Annotated in this window: 14 protein-coding genes; 5 read left to right on the forward strand and 9 right to left on the reverse strand. The window is 44.5% G+C overall.

Going from position 1 to position 17,342, the window contains the following annotated elements; translation table 11 throughout:
* Positions 1–73 precede the first annotated feature (73 nt).
* Entirely contained in the window at positions 74–2,347 is a 2,274-nt protein-coding gene (locus tag B5F78_RS05105; protein ID WP_087406197.1) for a RelA/SpoT family protein, read from the forward strand.
* 58 nt (positions 2,348–2,405) lie between these two features.
* On the opposite strand, the gene B5F78_RS05110 is transcribed toward B5F78_RS05105, so the two are convergent.
* Positions 2,406–2,753 (reverse strand): MerR family transcriptional regulator, encoded by a 348-nt coding sequence (locus B5F78_RS05110; protein WP_022041301.1) that lies wholly within the window; start codon positions 2,751–2,753, stop codon positions 2,406–2,408.
* A gap of 25 nt (positions 2,754–2,778) precedes the next feature.
* Complete coding sequence (locus B5F78_RS05115) at positions 2,779–3,747, reverse strand: M23 family metallopeptidase (RefSeq protein ID WP_087406198.1); 969 nt, start codon at positions 3,745–3,747, stop codon at positions 2,779–2,781.
* A 316-nt stretch (positions 3,748–4,063) separates the two neighbouring features.
* Here B5F78_RS05115 and alaS point away from each other — a divergent pair, with 316 nt between their 5' ends.
* Complete coding sequence (alaS, locus tag B5F78_RS05120) at positions 4,064–6,682, forward strand: alanine--tRNA ligase (protein WP_087207237.1); 2,619 nt, start codon at positions 4,064–4,066, stop codon at positions 6,680–6,682.
* A gap of 340 nt (positions 6,683–7,022) precedes the next feature.
* Complete coding sequence (locus tag B5F78_RS05125) at positions 7,023–7,235, forward strand: hypothetical protein (protein WP_158098019.1); 213 nt, start codon at positions 7,023–7,025, stop codon at positions 7,233–7,235.
* A gap of 96 nt (positions 7,236–7,331) precedes the next feature.
* On the opposite strand, the gene dnaG is transcribed toward B5F78_RS05125, so the two are convergent.
* On the reverse strand, positions 7,332–9,419 hold the full coding sequence (gene dnaG, locus B5F78_RS05130; protein ID WP_087406199.1) for a DNA primase: 2,088 nt from the start codon (positions 9,417–9,419) through the stop codon (positions 7,332–7,334).
* 222 nt (positions 9,420–9,641) lie between these two features.
* On the opposite strand from dnaG, the gene B5F78_RS05135 reads away from it, so the two are divergent.
* Complete coding sequence (locus B5F78_RS05135; protein ID WP_022041306.1) at positions 9,642–10,709, forward strand: carbohydrate porin; 1,068 nt, start codon at positions 9,642–9,644, stop codon at positions 10,707–10,709.
* A 36-nt stretch (positions 10,710–10,745) separates the two neighbouring features.
* Here the strand turns inward: B5F78_RS05135 and recG are convergent, their stop codons facing one another.
* From recG to B5F78_RS05165, 6 genes are all read right to left on the reverse strand, one after another.
* Positions 10,746–12,845, reverse strand: a complete 2,100-nt coding sequence (gene recG, locus B5F78_RS05140; RefSeq protein ID WP_087207243.1) for an ATP-dependent DNA helicase RecG — start codon at positions 12,843–12,845, stop codon at positions 10,746–10,748.
* A gap of 99 nt (positions 12,846–12,944) precedes the next feature.
* Positions 12,945–13,610 carry a 2-C-methyl-D-erythritol 4-phosphate cytidylyltransferase gene (locus B5F78_RS05145; protein ID WP_022041308.1) on the reverse strand — a complete coding sequence of 222 codons (666 nt, stop codon included), beginning with the start codon at positions 13,608–13,610 and terminating at the stop codon, positions 12,945–12,947.
* Positions 13,607–14,158, reverse strand: a complete 552-nt coding sequence (locus B5F78_RS05150; protein WP_087207245.1) for a DJ-1 family glyoxalase III — start codon at positions 14,156–14,158, stop codon at positions 13,607–13,609. Before B5F78_RS05150 ends, B5F78_RS05145 begins: the two co-directional genes overlap by 4 nt.
* 4 nt (positions 14,159–14,162) lie before the next feature.
* A complete protein-coding gene (locus tag B5F78_RS05155; RefSeq protein ID WP_087406200.1) occupies positions 14,163–14,996 on the reverse strand; it encodes a TonB family protein in 834 nt (277 codons plus the stop codon).
* 144 nt (positions 14,997–15,140) lie between these two features.
* The gene (locus B5F78_RS05160) at positions 15,141–15,557 is read right to left on the reverse strand and encodes an ExbD/TolR family protein (RefSeq protein WP_022041311.1); all 417 of its coding nucleotides are present in this window, start codon (positions 15,555–15,557) and stop codon (positions 15,141–15,143) included.
* A 4-nt stretch (positions 15,558–15,561) separates the two neighbouring features.
* Positions 15,562–16,284, reverse strand: coding sequence for a MotA/TolQ/ExbB proton channel family protein (locus tag B5F78_RS05165; protein WP_022041312.1), 723 nt, complete (start codon positions 16,282–16,284; stop codon positions 15,562–15,564).
* A gap of 118 nt (positions 16,285–16,402) precedes the next feature.
* Between B5F78_RS05165 and B5F78_RS05170 the strand changes: the two genes are divergently transcribed.
* Positions 16,403–17,290, forward strand: coding sequence for an NAD kinase (locus B5F78_RS05170; protein ID WP_022041313.1), 888 nt, complete (start codon positions 16,403–16,405; stop codon positions 17,288–17,290).
* Positions 17,291–17,342: the final 52 nt, after the last annotated feature.

A 17,342-nucleotide genomic window follows, 5' to 3' on the forward strand; every position in this document is an offset into this window, starting at 1 on the left:
AAAAAATGTCCATATTTCTTGCAAAATTACTGATTTTTCCTAATTTTGCACTATTGATTTAAGATGGACTACCATGACGGACGAAAAATTGACTCAGGAACAAGCTGACGGGAAGCTGATAGACGATGCTTTCCAGGAATTGTTGGACCGATATTTAGAAAGCAGACACCGCAAAAAAGTAGAAATAATTACAAAGGCTTTCAACTTCGCCCGACAAGCGCATAAAGGAGTAAGACGCCGGTCGGGTGAACCATATATTCTACACCCCATCGCCGTTGCACGCATCGCCTGCGTGGAAATTGGCTTGGGTTCTACTTCCATCTGTGCCGCTCTATTGCACGATGTAGTAGAAGATACCGATTATACCGTAGAAGACATTGAGAATTTATTCGGGCCTAAAATCGCGCAAATAGTTGATGGGCTTACTAAAATATCGGGAGGTATTTTTGGCGACCGTGCATCGGCGCAAGCAGAAAACTTTAAAAAGTTACTTCTTACAATGAACGATGACATACGTGTCATCCTGATTAAGATAGCCGACCGCCTGCATAATATGCGTACACTGGGCTCAATGCTTCCGAGCAAGCAATATAAAATTGCGGGTGAGACTTTGTACATTTATGCTCCGCTGGCCAACCGTCTGGGGCTGAACCGTATTAAGACAGAGTTGGAAGATTTGAGTTTCAAGTACGAGCATCCTGAGACTTATCAAGAAATTCAAAACAAGTTGCAAGCCACTCAGGCGGAACGTGACACATTATTTGCCGAATTTACAGCACCTATTCGCGAACAACTTGACAAGATGGGGATTCCCTATCGCATTATTGCGCGTGTGAAGTCGCCTTACTCTATCTGGAATAAGATGCAGGCTAAACACATCACGTTCGAGGAAATATACGACATTCTTGCTGTACGGATTATTTTTACGCCTCGTAATCAGGAGGAAGAATTGAACGACTGCTTCGATATTTATGTGGCCATCTCGCGTATCTACAAACCGCATCCCGACCGTTTGCGCGATTGGGTAAGTCATCCGAAAGCTAACGGCTACCAGGCTCTTCATGTTACTTTGATGAGCAACAAAGGACAATGGATTGAAGTGCAGATACGTAGTGAACGGATGAACGATGTAGCTGAACAGGGGTTCGCCGCACATTGGAAATACAAAGAGGGCGGAGGAAGCGAAGACGAAGGAGAACTGAGCAAATGGCTTAAGACTATCAAAGAAATCCTAGATGACCCGCAACCTGATGCTCTTGACTTTCTTGACACTATTAAACTGAATCTCTTTGCGTCCGAAATATTCGTATTTACTCCGAAAGGAGAAATCAAGACGATGCCACAAAACTGTACCGCACTCGATTTCGCCTTCTCTATCCATACTTTCTTGGGTAGCCATTGTATCGGTGCAAAAGTCAATCATAAACTGGTTCCACTTAGTCACAAGTTGCAAAGTGGAGATCAGGTGGAAATCCTCACTTCCAAATCGCAAAAAGTGCAACCTTCATGGATTAATTTTGCTACTACAGCCAAAGCAAAAGCTAAGATACAGGCTATCTTAAAACGTGAAAGACGCGAGCAGCAACAACGGGGAGAAGACCTGATAGTTCAATTTTTCCAACAGGAAGGTCTGCCCAATACTGACGAAAACATCCGTAAGTTATGTGATAAGCATCAGGTAAAGACTTACGAAGAACTGGCATTGGCTGTGGGGCAAGGTGTATTTACACTGGGTGAGCCTGATAAAAATGAGCTGAAAGAAAAGCCGAATACTACAAACTGGAAAAAATATATCAGCTTTGCTTTTGGTGGTAACAAACAAAAACAACAGGAAAATAAAGGAGAATCTGAAAAGAAGCCGCTCAACATCGACAAGAAAGAAATTGTCAAACTCACTCCCGATGCTATCCAGAAAAATTATATCCTGGCTGATTGCTGTAAGCCTATACCGGGAGATGATGTATTGGGATACATTGACGACAATAACCGTATTGTCATACATAAACGCCAATGCCCTATTGCCACTCAACTGAAAACCAGTTTCGGTAACAGACTGATAGCTGTGCAATGGCAGACAGGAAAAGCGTTGGTTTTCCCTGTCAATGTATATATAAAAGGTATAGACGAAATCGGTGTGCTGAATAAAGTAACCGAAGTGATATCCCAACAGCTGAATGTCAATATTCATAAACTGTACATCGAGTCGGAAGACGGCATCTTCGAAGCACGCATCCAGCTCTACGTACACGATGTGAATGATGTAAACACCATCTGCAACAATTTGAAGAAAATCAACAATATTAAAAAAATAACCCGTATTGATGATTTTGACGACAATGCGGAGTAAGGTAGATGACTGAGATAGTGGATAGTTATGCTTAAGCAAATTATCCACTATCAGTTCACTATGTCAAATAGTCCAGTTCTTTGCGAATGCTTACCAACTCATCACGGATTTGCTTGAGGCGTTTCACCAGTTCGGTAGTATTGCGAACTCCCTCTTTGTTTTGCTTCATCTGTTGTTTGGCTCCGGCCAGTGTCATTCCTTTTTCTTTCACCAGATAATAAACCTGACGGATGCTTTCAACATCTTCTTTCGTGTATTGGCGGATTTTTCCTCCAGCGCGTTTCGGGGCAATATCCGGAAATTCCTTTTCCCAGTATCGTATTAATGATTCGTTTACGCCGAACATCTCAGCCACCTCACGGATGGAATAATATAATTTCAATTGCTTATCTTGTTTCAGGGCCATGCTTCTTTTTCCTATACATTGGTTGTTAATCGAATACCTTGCCGTGGTTAGCGGCTATTTGAATCATCTTGTCATAATCATCAGCATCCAAGTCCATGAAATAATAATTGACAGGATTCATTATTTGTCCTTTTAAGTGTACTTCATAATGCAGGTGCGGGCCTGTGCTCTTTCCCGTAGTTCCCACTTCGCCAATGGTTTCTCCGCGCACTACTTTCTGACCGGGATGTACCTTGATTTGGTTTAGATGTGCATAACGTGTCACGTAACCGAATCCGTGGTCAATGGTGATGCACTTTCCATATAAGCCCTCCCAACCGGCAGTTTTCACTGTTCCGTTTCCTGTAGCATATACAGGTGTGCCTACGTTCGCTGAAAAGTCCATTCCGGCATGAAATTTTACTGTCTTGTATATGGGGTCGATACGTGTGCCATATCCGGAAGCGGTCTGCTTTAAGTTTTTGTTTGATACAGGCTGAATGGCTGGTACACACATCAGCATCTCATCATGTCGCTTGCACAAGTTGAGCACCTCATCGAACGACCTTGACTGAATGTACACCTGCCTTGCCAGTACATCCATCTTTTGTGTGGTATTCACCACCAGTTTTGCATTCGCCAACTCTGTCAATTCTTCATAGCGGTTTGTTTTCCCATAGTTGGCATTTCGTATAGCCGACGGAACAGGATCTGCCTGCAGAATTACCCGATATAAGTTATCGTCCCTTTGCTGGAGGTGTTGCATTACGTCCAGTGCTTCGTCCAACCGTGTAGAGAGAATGTGATATTGTGCCAGCAGACGTGAGTTTTCCACCCGCAGGTCTTTTTCGGAAGGCGAACCGAAAATCAGTAATAACAGGATAAAACATCCTGCTCCCAGACCCATACCTACAAACAAATTGCGCAGGTAGCTCATCATACGCTGCCGTACTGTAGGATAAATACGGTCGTAAGTCCGTGTTTTCGGATTATATATATAATAGACTTTTCGCATAAATTTTTCTATTTATAAAAGGAGTCGAAGAAGTCATGGATACGCTTTACCGGTAATATTTGCTCGTCTATTGCCCCGCAGAAAAGGAGAAAGCCTGCTTCTCCAAAATCACGTGCTGCATGCAGGCAGCTGGTCATACTTCTACATATCAAAGCGGGGAGACTTCCTGGATATTTCTTCATCACTGGCCCTGCTTTGCGAACGATAACTCTTCAATTCCAAAAATTTTCCTCCAAACGTAGCGACAAAAATAATAAAACAGATTATCTTTGCAAATCGATTTTTAGAATATTAACGACAAGATAATAAGACTTATATGTTGACAGCAAACGAAATCCGCGACTCATTCGTAAAATTCTTTGAGTCGAAAGGACATCAGATTGTGCCATCGGCACCGATGGTCATCAAAGATGACCCCACGCTGATGTTCACCAACGCCGGCATGAACCAGTTTAAGGACATCATCTTGGGAAACCATCCGGCAAAATACAAACGTGTGACTGACTCGCAAAAATGTTTGCGCGTGAGCGGCAAGCACAATGACTTGGAAGAAGTAGGACATGACACCTATCATCACACTATGTTCGAAATGCTTGGCAACTGGTCATTCGGCGATTACTTCAAGAAAGAAGTTATCGGTTGGGCATGGGAATACTTGGTGGGTGTATTGAAAATCAACCCTGCCGACCTTTATGCTACCGTGTTCGAAGGTAGTCCGGAAGAAGGACTTGAACGCGACAACGAAGCTGCCGGATACTGGGAACAATTTCTTCCTAAAGATCACATTATTAACGGAAACAAACACGACAACTTTTGGGAAATGGGTGATACCGGACCTTGTGGACCTTGTTCTGAAATCCACATTGACTTGCGTCCAGACGAAGAAAAGGCAAAAGTGCCCGGACGTGAGCTGGTGAACCAAGACAACCCGTTGGTTATCGAAATCTGGAACCTTGTATTCATGCAATACAACCGCAAGGCAGACGGATCGCTTGAAGCTTTGCCCGCCAAAGTCATTGATACCGGAATGGGGTTCGAGCGTCTTTGTATGGTGTTGCAAGGCAAAAAGTCGAATTATGACACGGATGTGTTCCAACCCATTATCAAAGCCATCGGTAACCTGGCTGGAATGACCTATGGTACCGACCCGAAAGTGGATGTTGCTATGCGTGTGGTGGCCGATCACATACGTACTATTGCTTTCTCTATCACCGATGGACAACTTCCTTCCAACGCCAAAGCAGGTTACGTCATACGTCGCATCTTGCGCCGTGCCGTACGTTACGCCTATACTTTTTTAGGTCAGAAGCAGGCCTTTATGTTCAAACTGGTACCTGTGCTCATCGAAAATATGGGACAGGCCTATCCGGAACTGAAGGCTCAGCAGTCTCTTATTGAGAAGGTTATCAAGGAAGAAGAAGAAGCTTTTCTCCGCACGCTCGAAACTGGTATCCGTCTTTTGGATAAAGTAATGACTGATACAAAAGCAGCAGGAAAGACCGAAATCAGTGGTGTGGATGCTTTCACGCTCTACGATACCTTCGGATTCCCTCTTGACCTGACCGAACTCATCTTGCGCGAAAACGGAATGACGGTAAATGAAGAAGAATTCAATACCGAAATGCAAAAGCAGAAACAGCGTGCACGCAATGCCGCAGCTGTTGAAACCGGTGACTGGGTGGTACTGGAAGAAGGTGAGACACATTTCGTGGGCTACGATTATACCGAGTATGAAACCCGTATCTTGCGCTATCGTCAGATTAAGCAGAAAAACCAGACTCTTTACCAGATTGTATTGAATGAAACTCCTTTCTATGCCGAAAGCGGAGGACAGGTGGGAGACACTGGCGTGTTGGTTAGTGAGTTCGAAACGATTGATATCATCGATACCAAGAAGGAGAATAACCTCCCCATTCATATAGCCAAGCAACTTCCCGAACACCTTGACGCACCGATGATGGCATGTGTTGATACTGACAAGCGTGCTGCTTGTGCTGCTAATCACTCGTGTACACATCTGCTTGACGAAGCTTTGCGGCAGGTACTGGGTACTCATGTAGAGCAGAAAGGTTCGCTTGTTACACCCGAATCGCTGCGTTTTGACTTCTCTCATTTCCAGAAAGTCACTCCCGAACAGTTACGTGAGGTAGAACACCTGGTTAATGCTAAAATCCGTGCCGATATCCCCTTGACCGAATATCGTAACCTTCCCATCGAGAAGGCACGCGAACTGGGGGCTATCGCTCTCTTTGGTGAAAAATATGGCGATGAAGTACGTGTTGTCCAGTTCGGGTCATCTATTGAGTTCTGTGGCGGTACTCATGTGTCTGCCACAGGGAAAATTGGCATGGTGAAGATTATTTCCGAAAGTTCGGTGGCAGCTGGTGTGCGCCGTATCGAGGCTATTACCGGAGCTAAAGTGGAGGAAATGCTTGATACCGTGCAAGACACGCTCAATGACCTGAAAGCCCTCTTCAACAATGCTCCCGACTTGAAAACAGCCATCGCACGCTACATTGATGAAAATGCCGGTCTGAAAAAGCAGATGGAAGAATTTATAAAAGAAAAAGAAGCTCAGGTGAAAGCCAAGCTGATAGAAGGAGCGAAAGAAATCCATGGAGTGAAAGTCATCAAGGCGGTACTTCCTCTGCCTGCCGATTCGGTGAAAAACATTGCTTTCCAGCTGAAAGGTCAATTCCCTGAAAACCTTTTTGTTGCTATCGGAAGTGAGCGCGACGGCAAACCCATGCTTACGGTGATGTTGAGTGATGATCAGGTAAAAGCAGGTTTGAATGCTGGAAAACTGGTGCGCGAGGCTGCCAAGCTTATTCAAGGTGGGGGAGGTGGCCAGCCGCATTTCGCTACAGCCGGTGGAAAGAATTCCGATGGACTGAATGCTGCTGTAGACCGCTTGCTGGAATTGGCTGGATTTTGAAAAATAAAGAAGAATTATAGCAAGGGGATATAAATTAGGGAATGAAGCAAGAAGGGGCATCCTTTTCTGCTTCATTCCTTATTTTATTATACTTTATGAATTCCGCAATTAGCCGATTCGGCTGAGTTGCAAACGCAGTACTACTGCGTTTGCTGATGAAGTATATATCCGTAGGCGTATGCAGTATATATTCAACCGCGTATGCAGTATATATTCAACCGCGTATGCAGTATATATTCAACTGCGTATGCAGTATATATTCATTTTTCAGGGGTATATATTGGCTGTTTGCGGACATTCATCTTATACTTTGTAGAAGCCGTTTTGAATTTATCGTGCGATGATTTGGGATGAGTTTTTGAGGCATTTTCGCTTCTGTGATGAGGAAGATAGCGGGCTATCTGACGAAGAACAGGAGCGAAAAAGACCAAAAAATCGCCCAAAGCACACACGAAAACGGATACATCAAGCCAAGAAAAACTTTTTGGAGAAATTCAAAACAGCTTCTAAATACCTGTACCCTGATAATGCTGTGCAAAATGCCTCGTTGTAGCAGATATAATCCTTGTTGTCCGGATTTGCGAATACGTCATTAGAGTTTATAAATTGGCACATGAGGATATCTTTTTTTATGAATGCTGCTTTAAGTTTATAATTTCAGCACTACACGGTCGCCTGCCTGTTGCGCCATTATGCTTTGAGTTTCTTGCAGTTCCTTATAGTGTTTCATGATTTCCATGCAACGTTGCGAATCCTGGGCTACGATGGGATCGGTCAGTGCCTGCAGGGTATTTTTCATTTCTTCTTCTATAATGGAAAGCTTGAAGTCAAGCAACAAACGGGGTATCAATTCGTAGAGACGTTCTTCATCCGTTACGATTTTTTGTCCTTTCGAGTGGTATTTGCTCAATTGATAACGGTCGTTCACCAAGTCTGCCGCCAATTTGCTGACATTCGGGTCAGGATGGGCGATAAAATGTCGCTCGGCTATGAAGTTAGGGTCGTGTTGGTGTGCTTCACATTCTTGTAAAATCTGCCGGTGTATGGGGTCATGGAATTGTAGTTCGTCTTCCTTCAATCCTGTCGCAATGCATTCAATGACCGTATAAGGAACTTGTTCACCTTCATTGTTTTCTATATAGCACATTGTTTTTTCGCCATAGCGGATAAGCATCCGTACCAGGTCTTCTTCTTTGGCATAGAATACTTTTTGCTCGTTGCCTTCTGCCGGAATGTACGAAGTGTACGTATTTGCGGGAGTTGGTTCGGGTGGAAGAGGGGTATTGTTGTTTAGGTCAGGAGTTGTATCTGTTGCCTGTGGTTCGTTTGTCGGTGTATCAGGAACAGAAGGCTGAACCGCAGGAGTTTCAGTCATCCGCTGTTCGCGCTCCTTTTTACGTTGTTGTTCCTTGAATTTTGTTTCGCGTGCCTGTTCTATCAGTTTTGAAGTGGTTTCGATAAGTATCTTTTCTTCCATCTGCAGCAATTGGCTGCATTCGCGGATATATACAGAACGTACAATCGCATCGGGAATGACCGAAATGCTTTTTACAATGCTTGAAATCAATGCAGCGCGCTTGATAGGGTCTTTTCCGGCTTCTTCCAGCAGTAGGTTGGTCTTGAAACGGATGAAGTCTACTTCATGGTCGTTAATGTATGCTTGATAGTCGGTAGCATTGTGCTTGCGTGCAAAACTATCAGGGTCATCTCCGTCCGGCAACAAACATACTTTGATATTCATCCCTTCCTCCAGCAGCATGTCAATACCTCTGATACTAGCCTTTATGCCGGCTCCGTCACCGTCATAAAGGACAGTAATGTTGTTCGTAAAACGGTGAATCAATCGGATTTGGTCGGATGTAAGTGCCGTGCCCGATGAGGCTACCACATTTTCAATGCCGCTTTGATGCATGGAAATAACATCGGTATAGCCTTCTACCAGGAAACAGCGGTCTTGGCGCACGATAGCCTGCTTGGCAAAAAAGATGCCGTACAGTTCTTTGCTTTTGTGATAGATTTCTGACTCAGGCGAGTTGACATATTTCATCTGTACATTTTTGGTGGCGGCGCTGAGTACGCGTCCGCCAAAAGCTACGATTTTTCCGGAAATCGTATGTACAGGGAAAATGACACGTCCCCAAAAGCGGTCGCGTAAGGTACCGTCTTCCTTGCGGTAACACAGTCCGGTTTTTACCAGGAAGTCTTCCTTGTATCCTTTTTGCAGTGCAGCACGTGCCAGCGCATCCCGGTTGTCGGTGCTATAGCCAAGTTGGAATTTTTTGATGATGTCATCACGGAATCCACGTCCTCGCAGGTAGGTCATGCCGATGCGCTGCCCGTCAATGTTATTATATAAAATGTCTTGAAAGTATTCGGAAGCAAACTGATTGACTACAAATAAACTTTCGCGTAGGCTGTGTGCCTGTTTTTCTTCGTCAGTCAGCTCACGTTCTTTGATTTCGATATTGTATTTTTTTGCCAGCCATTTCAATGCTTCGTAATAGGAGAGTTGTTCATGTTCCATGATGAAATGCACCACATTTCCTCCTTTTCCGCAGCTGAAGCATTTGCATACTCCTTTGCTGGGCGATACGCTGAACGATGGTGTCTTTTCGTTGTGGAAAGGACACAGTCCGATGTAGTTCACTCCCCGGCGCCGGAGTGTGACGAATTCAGATACCACGTCTACTATTTGGGCGGCATCCATTATTTTGTCTATGGTGGCTTGATCTATCATGATGTTGCAAAAATACGAATAAATTCATTATCTTTGCACCGCAAGAAAAAACAAAATATGAATTCCGTATTGATTGGCAATAAGGAGTTATTACAGCGTAGTACAGATATCGGAAAGAAGATTACTCTGTTTTTTGAAAATATGAGGAATTCATTGAACAAAATATGTCGATTGGTGTTATTCTACAGGGGATAATAGTTGATCAACTTTAAAAAAGAACCTATGTATCGATTCTTATGTGGGCTGGCAGCCTGCTTGTGTGTGATTGGTGTCCGGGCTCAAACACCGGTTTCTTCTCGTGTCGGTTGGAATTTGACTGCCATGACTGAAGGTGAATGGAATATGACGAGTGGAAACACGTCATGGGTGAATTATTTGGAAGTGGGAGTGGATGTCGGACTTTGGAAAGGTGCCTCATTCGAAGGTATGGCAATTGCAACTTGGCAAACAGGCGGTGCTGTAGATGATGATAACTTAGGTTTGTCGAATATCTATACCGATGAGAACCGTCCTTTTCGTTTGATGCAGGCCTCTCTGCGTCAGTCCTTTGGCGAATGCTTTTTTGTCTCTATAGGTTTACGTAACGTTGATGCCGATTATTTCATTACACCTGCTACCGGTTTGTTTACAGGAGCTGCAGATGCCGATTATCCCATTCTTTCATTGAATTATCCGCTTGCTACATTTCCGTTAGGAGCTATGGGTGTTCATCTGGAGTATCTTCCTGTCAGTCGGTTAACGTTGAAAGCGAGTGTTTATAATGGTGTGGCGAGTGATGATTTCGACCGTCAGTTCCGTTTTTGTCCGTCTGGCGATGGTATATTTACCATGGGAAGCATTTCATACGAAATACCTTCGAAAGGCGAGCAGGCTGCAAACTATACAATAGGGTATGTATATGGGAAAACACCTTCTGAAGACAGAAGCGTGCACGAGCGGGAAACTGGTTTCTGGGCTTTGCTGGAGCAGCCTTTGCTGATGGTGGGCAAATCGCAATTGGTCCTGTTAGGACAAGGGGCAGCTATGACCCGGCGTTACGTTCCCTGTAACGGATATTGGGGAGGCGGACTGGTGATGAACCGCATTGCCCGGAACGATATGACTGCCGGTATTGTGTTCAATCGTCTTCTCTTTTCCGGAGGTGATGAAACAGACATTGAATGTACTCTTCACTGTCACCTGACTCCCTGGCTTTCTGTTCAGCCTGCTTTACACATTATTCATCATAACAAGCATAATTTTGTGGCAGGGCTTTTACGGGTTTCTTTAGAATTTGGGAATAACAGGTAAATCGGCCCGAAAAGCTGTCGGTCCCGGACACTTTTATTATGAAATTACCGACCAGTTTACATTTTTACTCCGGAGTTCTTTCAGGTGTTGCCATACGATAGCGTTTTCAGGGTGTATGCCTTGCGGGTCTTCTTCAAGCAGATGTCCTGCCACTTCGCGTACATACTGAAGGAGCTGGCCGTCTCGGGCAATATCGGCTATTTTTAAATCGAATGCTACTCCACTTTGCTGTGTCCCTTCCAAATCGCCTGGTCCCCGCAACTTCAGGTCGGCTTCTGCTATCTCGAAACCATCATTCGTATCCACCATTATCTGGATACGTTTTCGGGTATCTTCTGTCAGTTTATAACCGGTTACCAGGATGCAATATGATTGGTCGGCACCACGTCCTACCCGTCCTCTTAACTGATGTAATTGGGATAAACCGAAACGTTCGGCATTCTCGATGACCATTACCGAAGCATTCGGAACGTTTACACCTACTTCGATAACCGTCGTTGCTACCAGAATATGCGTTTCGTGATTTACAAAACGTTGCATTTCTTCCTCCTTTTCTGCTACTTTCATTTTACCGTGTACTTTGCTTACCTTATATTCGGGAAATGCTTCGCACACGTGGAGGTAGCCATCTTCCAAATTCTTGATGTCCATTTTTTCACTTTCCTGAATCAAGGGATAAACGATATATGCCTGTCTGCCTTCCTGCAATTGCTTGCGGATGAAAGTATACATCGAAGCCCGCCGATTATCGAACTGATGAATAGTCTGTATGGGTTTGCGACCGGGAGGCAGTTCATCGATGACCGATACGTCAAGGTCACCATAAAGGGTCATGGCAAGTGTACGGGGTATCGGAGTGGCGGTCATTACCAGTACATGAGGCGGGCACAGGTTCTTTCGCCACAACTTGGCGCGCTGTGCTACTCCGAAGCGATGCTGTTCGTCAATGACTATCAGCCCTAATGAAGAAAAGTTTACTGTGTCTTCTATTACAGCGTGTGTACCGATAAGTATCTGTATGTCGCCTGTCACTAAATCGCGTAAAATCGTTTCCCTGCGTTTCCCTTTTACATTTCCCGTGAGTAATTCTACCCGGACGGACATTCCTTGCAGAAAACGGGTAATGGTTTCATAGTGTTGGTTGGCAAGAATTTCAGTAGGTGCCATCATGCATGCCTGATAACCGTTATCAAGGGCTATCAACATTATCATCAGTGCCACTAAGGTTTTCCCGCTTCCCACATCACCTTGAAGCAGACGGTTCATCTGTCTGCCGCTTTTCATGTCGCGGCGCATTTCCTTAATGACCCGCTTTTGTGCACCAGTAAGTTGAAATGGAAGATTTTGGGCATAAAAGGTGTTGAAGATATCACCTACTTTGCCGAATATCAGTCCACGGAATTTGTTTCGTCGTTCTTGCGTATAGCGTAAGATATTCAGTTGTACATAAAAGAGCTCTTCGAATTTCAAACGATATTGTGCCCGGCGGAGCAATTCTGGATTTTGCGGAAAATGAATGTTGTGCAAAGCTTCTGTCAACGGCATCAGACGGTGTTGTTCTATCAGCCGGGAGCTCAAGGTTTCTTCAAATTCCTCATGCCGAAGTACGGCAAACAGGTTTTTCATCAACTTTTCTATCGCATGCGAATTGAGGTTGCTCCGTTTCATCTTTTCGGTCGTATTGTAATATGGCTGAAGTCCCATTGTGGATAAAGTTAACTCATCGGCAGGGTCGATGTCGGGATGAGCGATATTAACGCGCCCGTTGAATACGGTTGGTTTGCCAAACACGATGTAAGGCTCGTGTGCTTTGTATTTGCCTTCAACATATTTCAGACCTTGAAACCATATCAAATCTACGACACCTGTACCGTCGGAAAAATGTCCGACCAGACGTCGTTGCCTTCCTTCACCTAAGATTTCGAAACTCAAGATTTGTCCACGCAACTGGATATAGGGCATGTTTCCGTCTATCTCGTGAATGTAATACAAACGGCTGCGGTCTACGTATTTGTACGGGAAATAATACAATAAGTCTTTAAAGGAACAGATATTCAACTCCTTATTCAACAAAGTTGCCCGCTGGGGACCCACCCCTTGCAAGAACTTGATATCACGCGTAGACAAATCAAGCATATTCTTTCATTTTTAGGTCACAAGTCTGCACGTTGACAAAGATCTATGCAATGTGTCATGAAAATGCAAAAATCCGACCGTACATTGTATAAAATCTTGTCAACTTAATATCATTTCTGCCAGTTTCAGGTCAAACGGAGTTGTCAGCTTAACGTTTTCCCGGTTTCCTTCCACCAGTTCTACCCGATGTCCCCAAGCTTCTACCACCGAAGCATCATCCGTGAAACACGATGTGTAAGGTTGGGAATAAGCTTGTTTCAATAACGAAGAAAGAAAAACCTGAGGGGTCTGAACCAGCTTATAGCAGTTGCGTGGAACTGTCTGGCTATTTCCATTTTCTGTAACCTGACGCAGTGTTTCTACAACATCGGTTACAGGTATTGCTGCTCCTGATACTTCTGCCATACGGTAACATTCCGATATGACCTTGGATGACACAAAAGGGCGTACTCCGTCGTGTACACCGACCAATGCATTATCTTCTACCAGTGCCAACCCGTTTTTAACTGAATGGAAACGGGTTTCTCCGCCATTGGCAATACGATGAGAAAGTGTAAATCCATAGATTTTACACAAATGCCTCCAGTAGTCCTGTTGGTCTACCGGAAGCACTACAATCCGTTCGATAGTCTCATCGCAAGTGGAAAAGGTTTCCAGCGTACGCATCAATACAGGCTTCCCTTTAATAGGAAGAAATTGTTTGGGGATTTCTCCTCCCATGCGCAAACCTTTTCCTCCGGCAACAATTATTATGTATTTTTTCATTCAGCGAAAAGCATTCCATTTTTTACTTCTGCCACTTTGGCTGCTCCGGCCATTTTTTCAAGAATGGCAAATCCGAAAGCTGATGCAGCGGCAGGGCCTTTTCCCAAAATGAAGTTGTCGGCGATTTCTACCATATTGCCGGTATACTCAGCACCGTCCAGGTATTTGTCGAAGCCCGGATAACAAGTTGCCTTTTTCCCTTTCAGTAAGCCTCGGTTTCCGTATACCATCGGAGCTGCACAAATAGCTGCCAGTGGTTTGCTGGCTGTAGCAAAATTACGGACCAGTTTGTCTATTCCTGCATGTGCATCAAGGTTAGTGGCACCAGGAAGTCCTCCCGGCAATACAATCATCTCAATATCTTCTTCTTTCAAATCTTCTATCAGGCAATCGGCAACTACAGGCACACCATGGGCACCTTTTACTGTCGGTTCTCCCATTATAGATACGGTTTTTACATTCAGACCGCCACGACGCAAAATATCGAGCGGGAAAAGAGCTTCCACTTCTTCAAAGCCCTCAGCTAAAAAAATACAAATCGATTTCATACGCTTATTTCAATTTAAAGTAATAAGTTATTGTTCCTGACTGATTATTTACACCGTCTACCCGGTTGAATTGTGCCCGTCGTGCAGCTTCTTCCGCGGCACGGCGTAAAGTAGGATTTACAGTATTGGTACGCTTGTTGATTTGTGTACTGATAACCTTTCCTGCCGGGTTAACGACTATTGTAACCACTACACGTCCTTCGTCCTGTACATTGTAAGCCGGTAAAGGCAATCCTTCAGTCCCCAGTGACCGGCCGTTTAAATCGAATACTCCTGAGGCACCTACGCCCGAAGTCTTTCCTTCTTTTCCATTCCCTGTAGGGCTTCCTTGCATTCCTTCACCACTACCATTGCCGGTACTTCCCATCTTGGAGCCTTTTCCGAAAGCTCCGGCCACTTTACTGGAAGCCGCCTGTGCCGCAGCGCGTTCTGCTTCGGCACGCTTCTCTGCTTCGGTTTTTTCTTTCGGCTTTGGATGTTCTGTAGTTTTTTTGGGTTTTACGTTAGATGTTTCTTTTTGTTTCTGCTCCTGACGGGGCTCTTCCTTTTTCACTTGCAAGGAAGGCTCATCGGCTTGGGTTATCAACGGAGAGTCATCTCCACCATCAGGTAAAGATGCTTCCTGTTCTGCTGTTTCGGGCTGCGGCAACAAGTCTACCTCTGTCAGGGTATAAGGGTCGGCATCTCCTTCTCCTGTCTCAGTATTGCCCAGCATAACGGGCACTCCTCCCTCTTCTTGTTTGGGAGGAAGCGTCAGCACGTACAGGTGCAAGAATACAAGGATTGCCACGTGCAACACCACTGTTCCTATAAGTCCGATTAACTTGCTTCGTTTCACGATTCTGTTGTTTTAAGTTGACAAGTTTGACGAGTTGACAAGTTAACAAGTTGACAGGTTGGCAAAGTCTTAAATACCTTAGTAAAGCCGTTCAAACCTTGTCACCATGTTGCCTTGTCACCTTGTCGCCTTGTTTCCTGTAATTCATTCTTTATCTGGTCTCCGTGTAGCGAGCACCATTTTGTAATGATTTTCATTAGCAATGTTCAATACCCGTACAATTTCACGGTAAGGGATTGATTCATCGGCATACAAAGCCACATACATATCCGGTTCTTTAGAAGCACATTCTTGCAAAAACGAAGGTACCTCATCAAGTGATAAAGGCATTTCGTCATCATTGCCGAATGCTCCGTAATAATTCAGATCCTTGTCGATAATCACCCGTACCATCGGTTTTGCCGAAGTCTGCTCAGATCCTTGAGGCAACAAGACCTTAATAGCATTGGGTGATACCATCGTAGAAGTAATCATAAAAAATATCAGCAACAGGAAGATAAGGTCGGTCATGGATGACATACTGAAGCTGGGTGATATTTTCTGTCTTCTTTTCAGTGCCATAAGCCTATCGGTTTTCGTCGGGTTCGTTCAATAGATCCATAAAGGCCATCGTGCGGGCTTCCATCTGACTGACCACTTTGTCTACCCGATAGACCAAATGATTGTAGGCAAACATCGCTGCAATACCCACAATCAGACCTCCTACTGTAGTAATCATTGCTTCGTAGATACCGCCTGACAGCAGAGTGATATCAATGTTATTACCAGCATTAGCCATATTCCAGAATGCACGTACCATACCTGTTACTGTTCCTAAAAAGCCTAACATCGGAGCCCCACTCGACACGGTAGCAATAATCGCCAGGCCATTTTCCAGTTTGGCTACTTCGATGTTGCCTGTATTTTCGATAGCTGCCTGTACATCCGAAACCGGACGTCCCATGCGCGTAATACCTTTTTCTATCATCCGTGCCGAAGGTGTGTTTACCATCCGGCAATAGTTGATTGCAGATTTTATTTCACCGGTTTTGATATAATCCCGGATACGGTCCATAAACAATGGGTCGTCTTTTGATGCCTTTCGGATAGCAAAAGCCCGCTCGAAAAATACATAGAAGGCTATTACCGACATCACTGCCAATACAATCATTATCCATCCGCCTTTGCAGGCCATATCCCATAAATTCATTTCCGGTTCTCCCGATGCAACTGGGGTAAGTACCGGATTCGCTCCCGCCAATGTGTCTGCAACGGCTTGTGCCGCCGCCAACAATGTCATAGTTACCATAATATTAATTGTTTTCAATTTATTTTTCTATCTTTGCGTCAACAAAGTGCAAAGTTAGCAGAAAATACGGACAACCTGCTTACTTTACTGAATAAAGATTGATAAAAAGCTACAAGATATGCAACGGACTCTTAGATTCGCCCTTTTCGGGAATACATACCAAGAGCATAAATCGGCACATGTCACACACCTGCTCGACATTTTACGGAACAAAAAAGCCGAAATATGCATCAGTAATGACTTTTTCGATTTTCTCAAGCAACATACAAAAGCCAATCTGAAAGGCCTGCAGGTATTTCAAGGAAATGATTTCAATGCCGATATGGTGCTTAGTATCGGAGGTGATGGGACTTTTCTGCGTGCGGCAAGCCGGGTAGGTAAAAAAGAAATCCCTATTTTGGGAATCAACACCGGAAGGCTGGGGTTTCTTGCCGATGTATCACCCGACCAGATGGAGGAAGCCTTCGATGAAATCTATGCAGGGAAATACCTTGCCGAACCACGAAGAGTATTGCAGCTCCATACTGACAATTATGTCCTGAAAGGGTATCCTTTCGGCTTAAACGAAATTGCCGTACTTAAACAAGACAGTTCGTCAATGATTACCATACACGCTTATATCAATAATGAACTGTTATGTACCTATCAGGCAGATGGGCTGGTCGTAGCTACTCCTACCGGCTCTACCGGATATTCTCTCAGCGTGGGAGGCCCTATTCTTGTTCCACAAAGCGGTACCATCAGTCTTACAGCCGTAGCTCCGCATAGTTTGAATATCCGCCCCATTGTGATACGTGACGAGTGGGAAATCATACTCGATGTGGAAAGCCGGAACCATAACTTCCTTATTTCGGTAGACGGACGGAGTGAAACTTGTCGTGAGGGCACCCGTTTGCGTATTCGTCGTGCCGACTATTTCGTACGCATTGTCAAACGGTGTCATCATTCATTTTTCAACACACTTCGGGAAAAGATGATGTGGGGAGTGGACAGCAGAAACATTTAGAAACTATTTTGAAGAAATCCGAAACAGTTTTTTAAAATCAAAGCAAACAGAA

The organism is Bacteroides sp. An279 (assembly GCF_002159615.1).
Lineage (GTDB): Bacteria > Bacteroidota > Bacteroidia > Bacteroidales > Bacteroidaceae > Phocaeicola > Phocaeicola intestinalis.

Excerpts from the sequence above, each read along its gene's own strand:
- B5F78_RS05105 (WP_087406197.1), top strand. The coding sequence starts at position 74 with ATGACGGACGAAAAATTGACTCAGGAACAAGCTGACGGGAAGCTGATA.
- B5F78_RS05110 (WP_022041301.1), bottom strand. The coding sequence starts at position 2,753 with ATGGCCCTGAAACAAGATAAGCAATTGAAATTATATTATTCCATCCGT.
- B5F78_RS05115 (WP_087406198.1), bottom strand. The coding sequence starts at position 3,747 with ATGCGAAAAGTCTATTATATATATAATCCGAAAACACGGACTTACGAC.
- alaS (WP_087207237.1), top strand. The coding sequence starts at position 4,064 with ATGTTGACAGCAAACGAAATCCGCGACTCATTCGTAAAATTCTTTGAG.
- B5F78_RS05125 (WP_158098019.1), top strand. The coding sequence starts at position 7,023 with ATGATTTGGGATGAGTTTTTGAGGCATTTTCGCTTCTGTGATGAGGAA.
- dnaG (WP_087406199.1), bottom strand. The coding sequence starts at position 9,419 with ATGATAGATCAAGCCACCATAGACAAAATAATGGATGCCGCCCAAATA.
- B5F78_RS05135 (WP_022041306.1), top strand. The coding sequence starts at position 9,642 with ATGTATCGATTCTTATGTGGGCTGGCAGCCTGCTTGTGTGTGATTGGT.
- recG (WP_087207243.1), bottom strand. The coding sequence starts at position 12,845 with ATGCTTGATTTGTCTACGCGTGATATCAAGTTCTTGCAAGGGGTGGGT.
- B5F78_RS05145 (WP_022041308.1), bottom strand. The coding sequence starts at position 13,610 with ATGAAAAAATACATAATAATTGTTGCCGGAGGAAAAGGTTTGCGCATG.
- B5F78_RS05150 (WP_087207245.1), bottom strand. The coding sequence starts at position 14,158 with ATGAAATCGATTTGTATTTTTTTAGCTGAGGGCTTTGAAGAAGTGGAA.
- B5F78_RS05160 (WP_022041311.1), bottom strand. The coding sequence starts at position 15,557 with ATGGCACTGAAAAGAAGACAGAAAATATCACCCAGCTTCAGTATGTCA.
- B5F78_RS05165 (WP_022041312.1), bottom strand. The coding sequence starts at position 16,284 with ATGGTAACTATGACATTGTTGGCGGCGGCACAAGCCGTTGCAGACACA.
- B5F78_RS05170 (WP_022041313.1), top strand. The coding sequence starts at position 16,403 with ATGCAACGGACTCTTAGATTCGCCCTTTTCGGGAATACATACCAAGAG.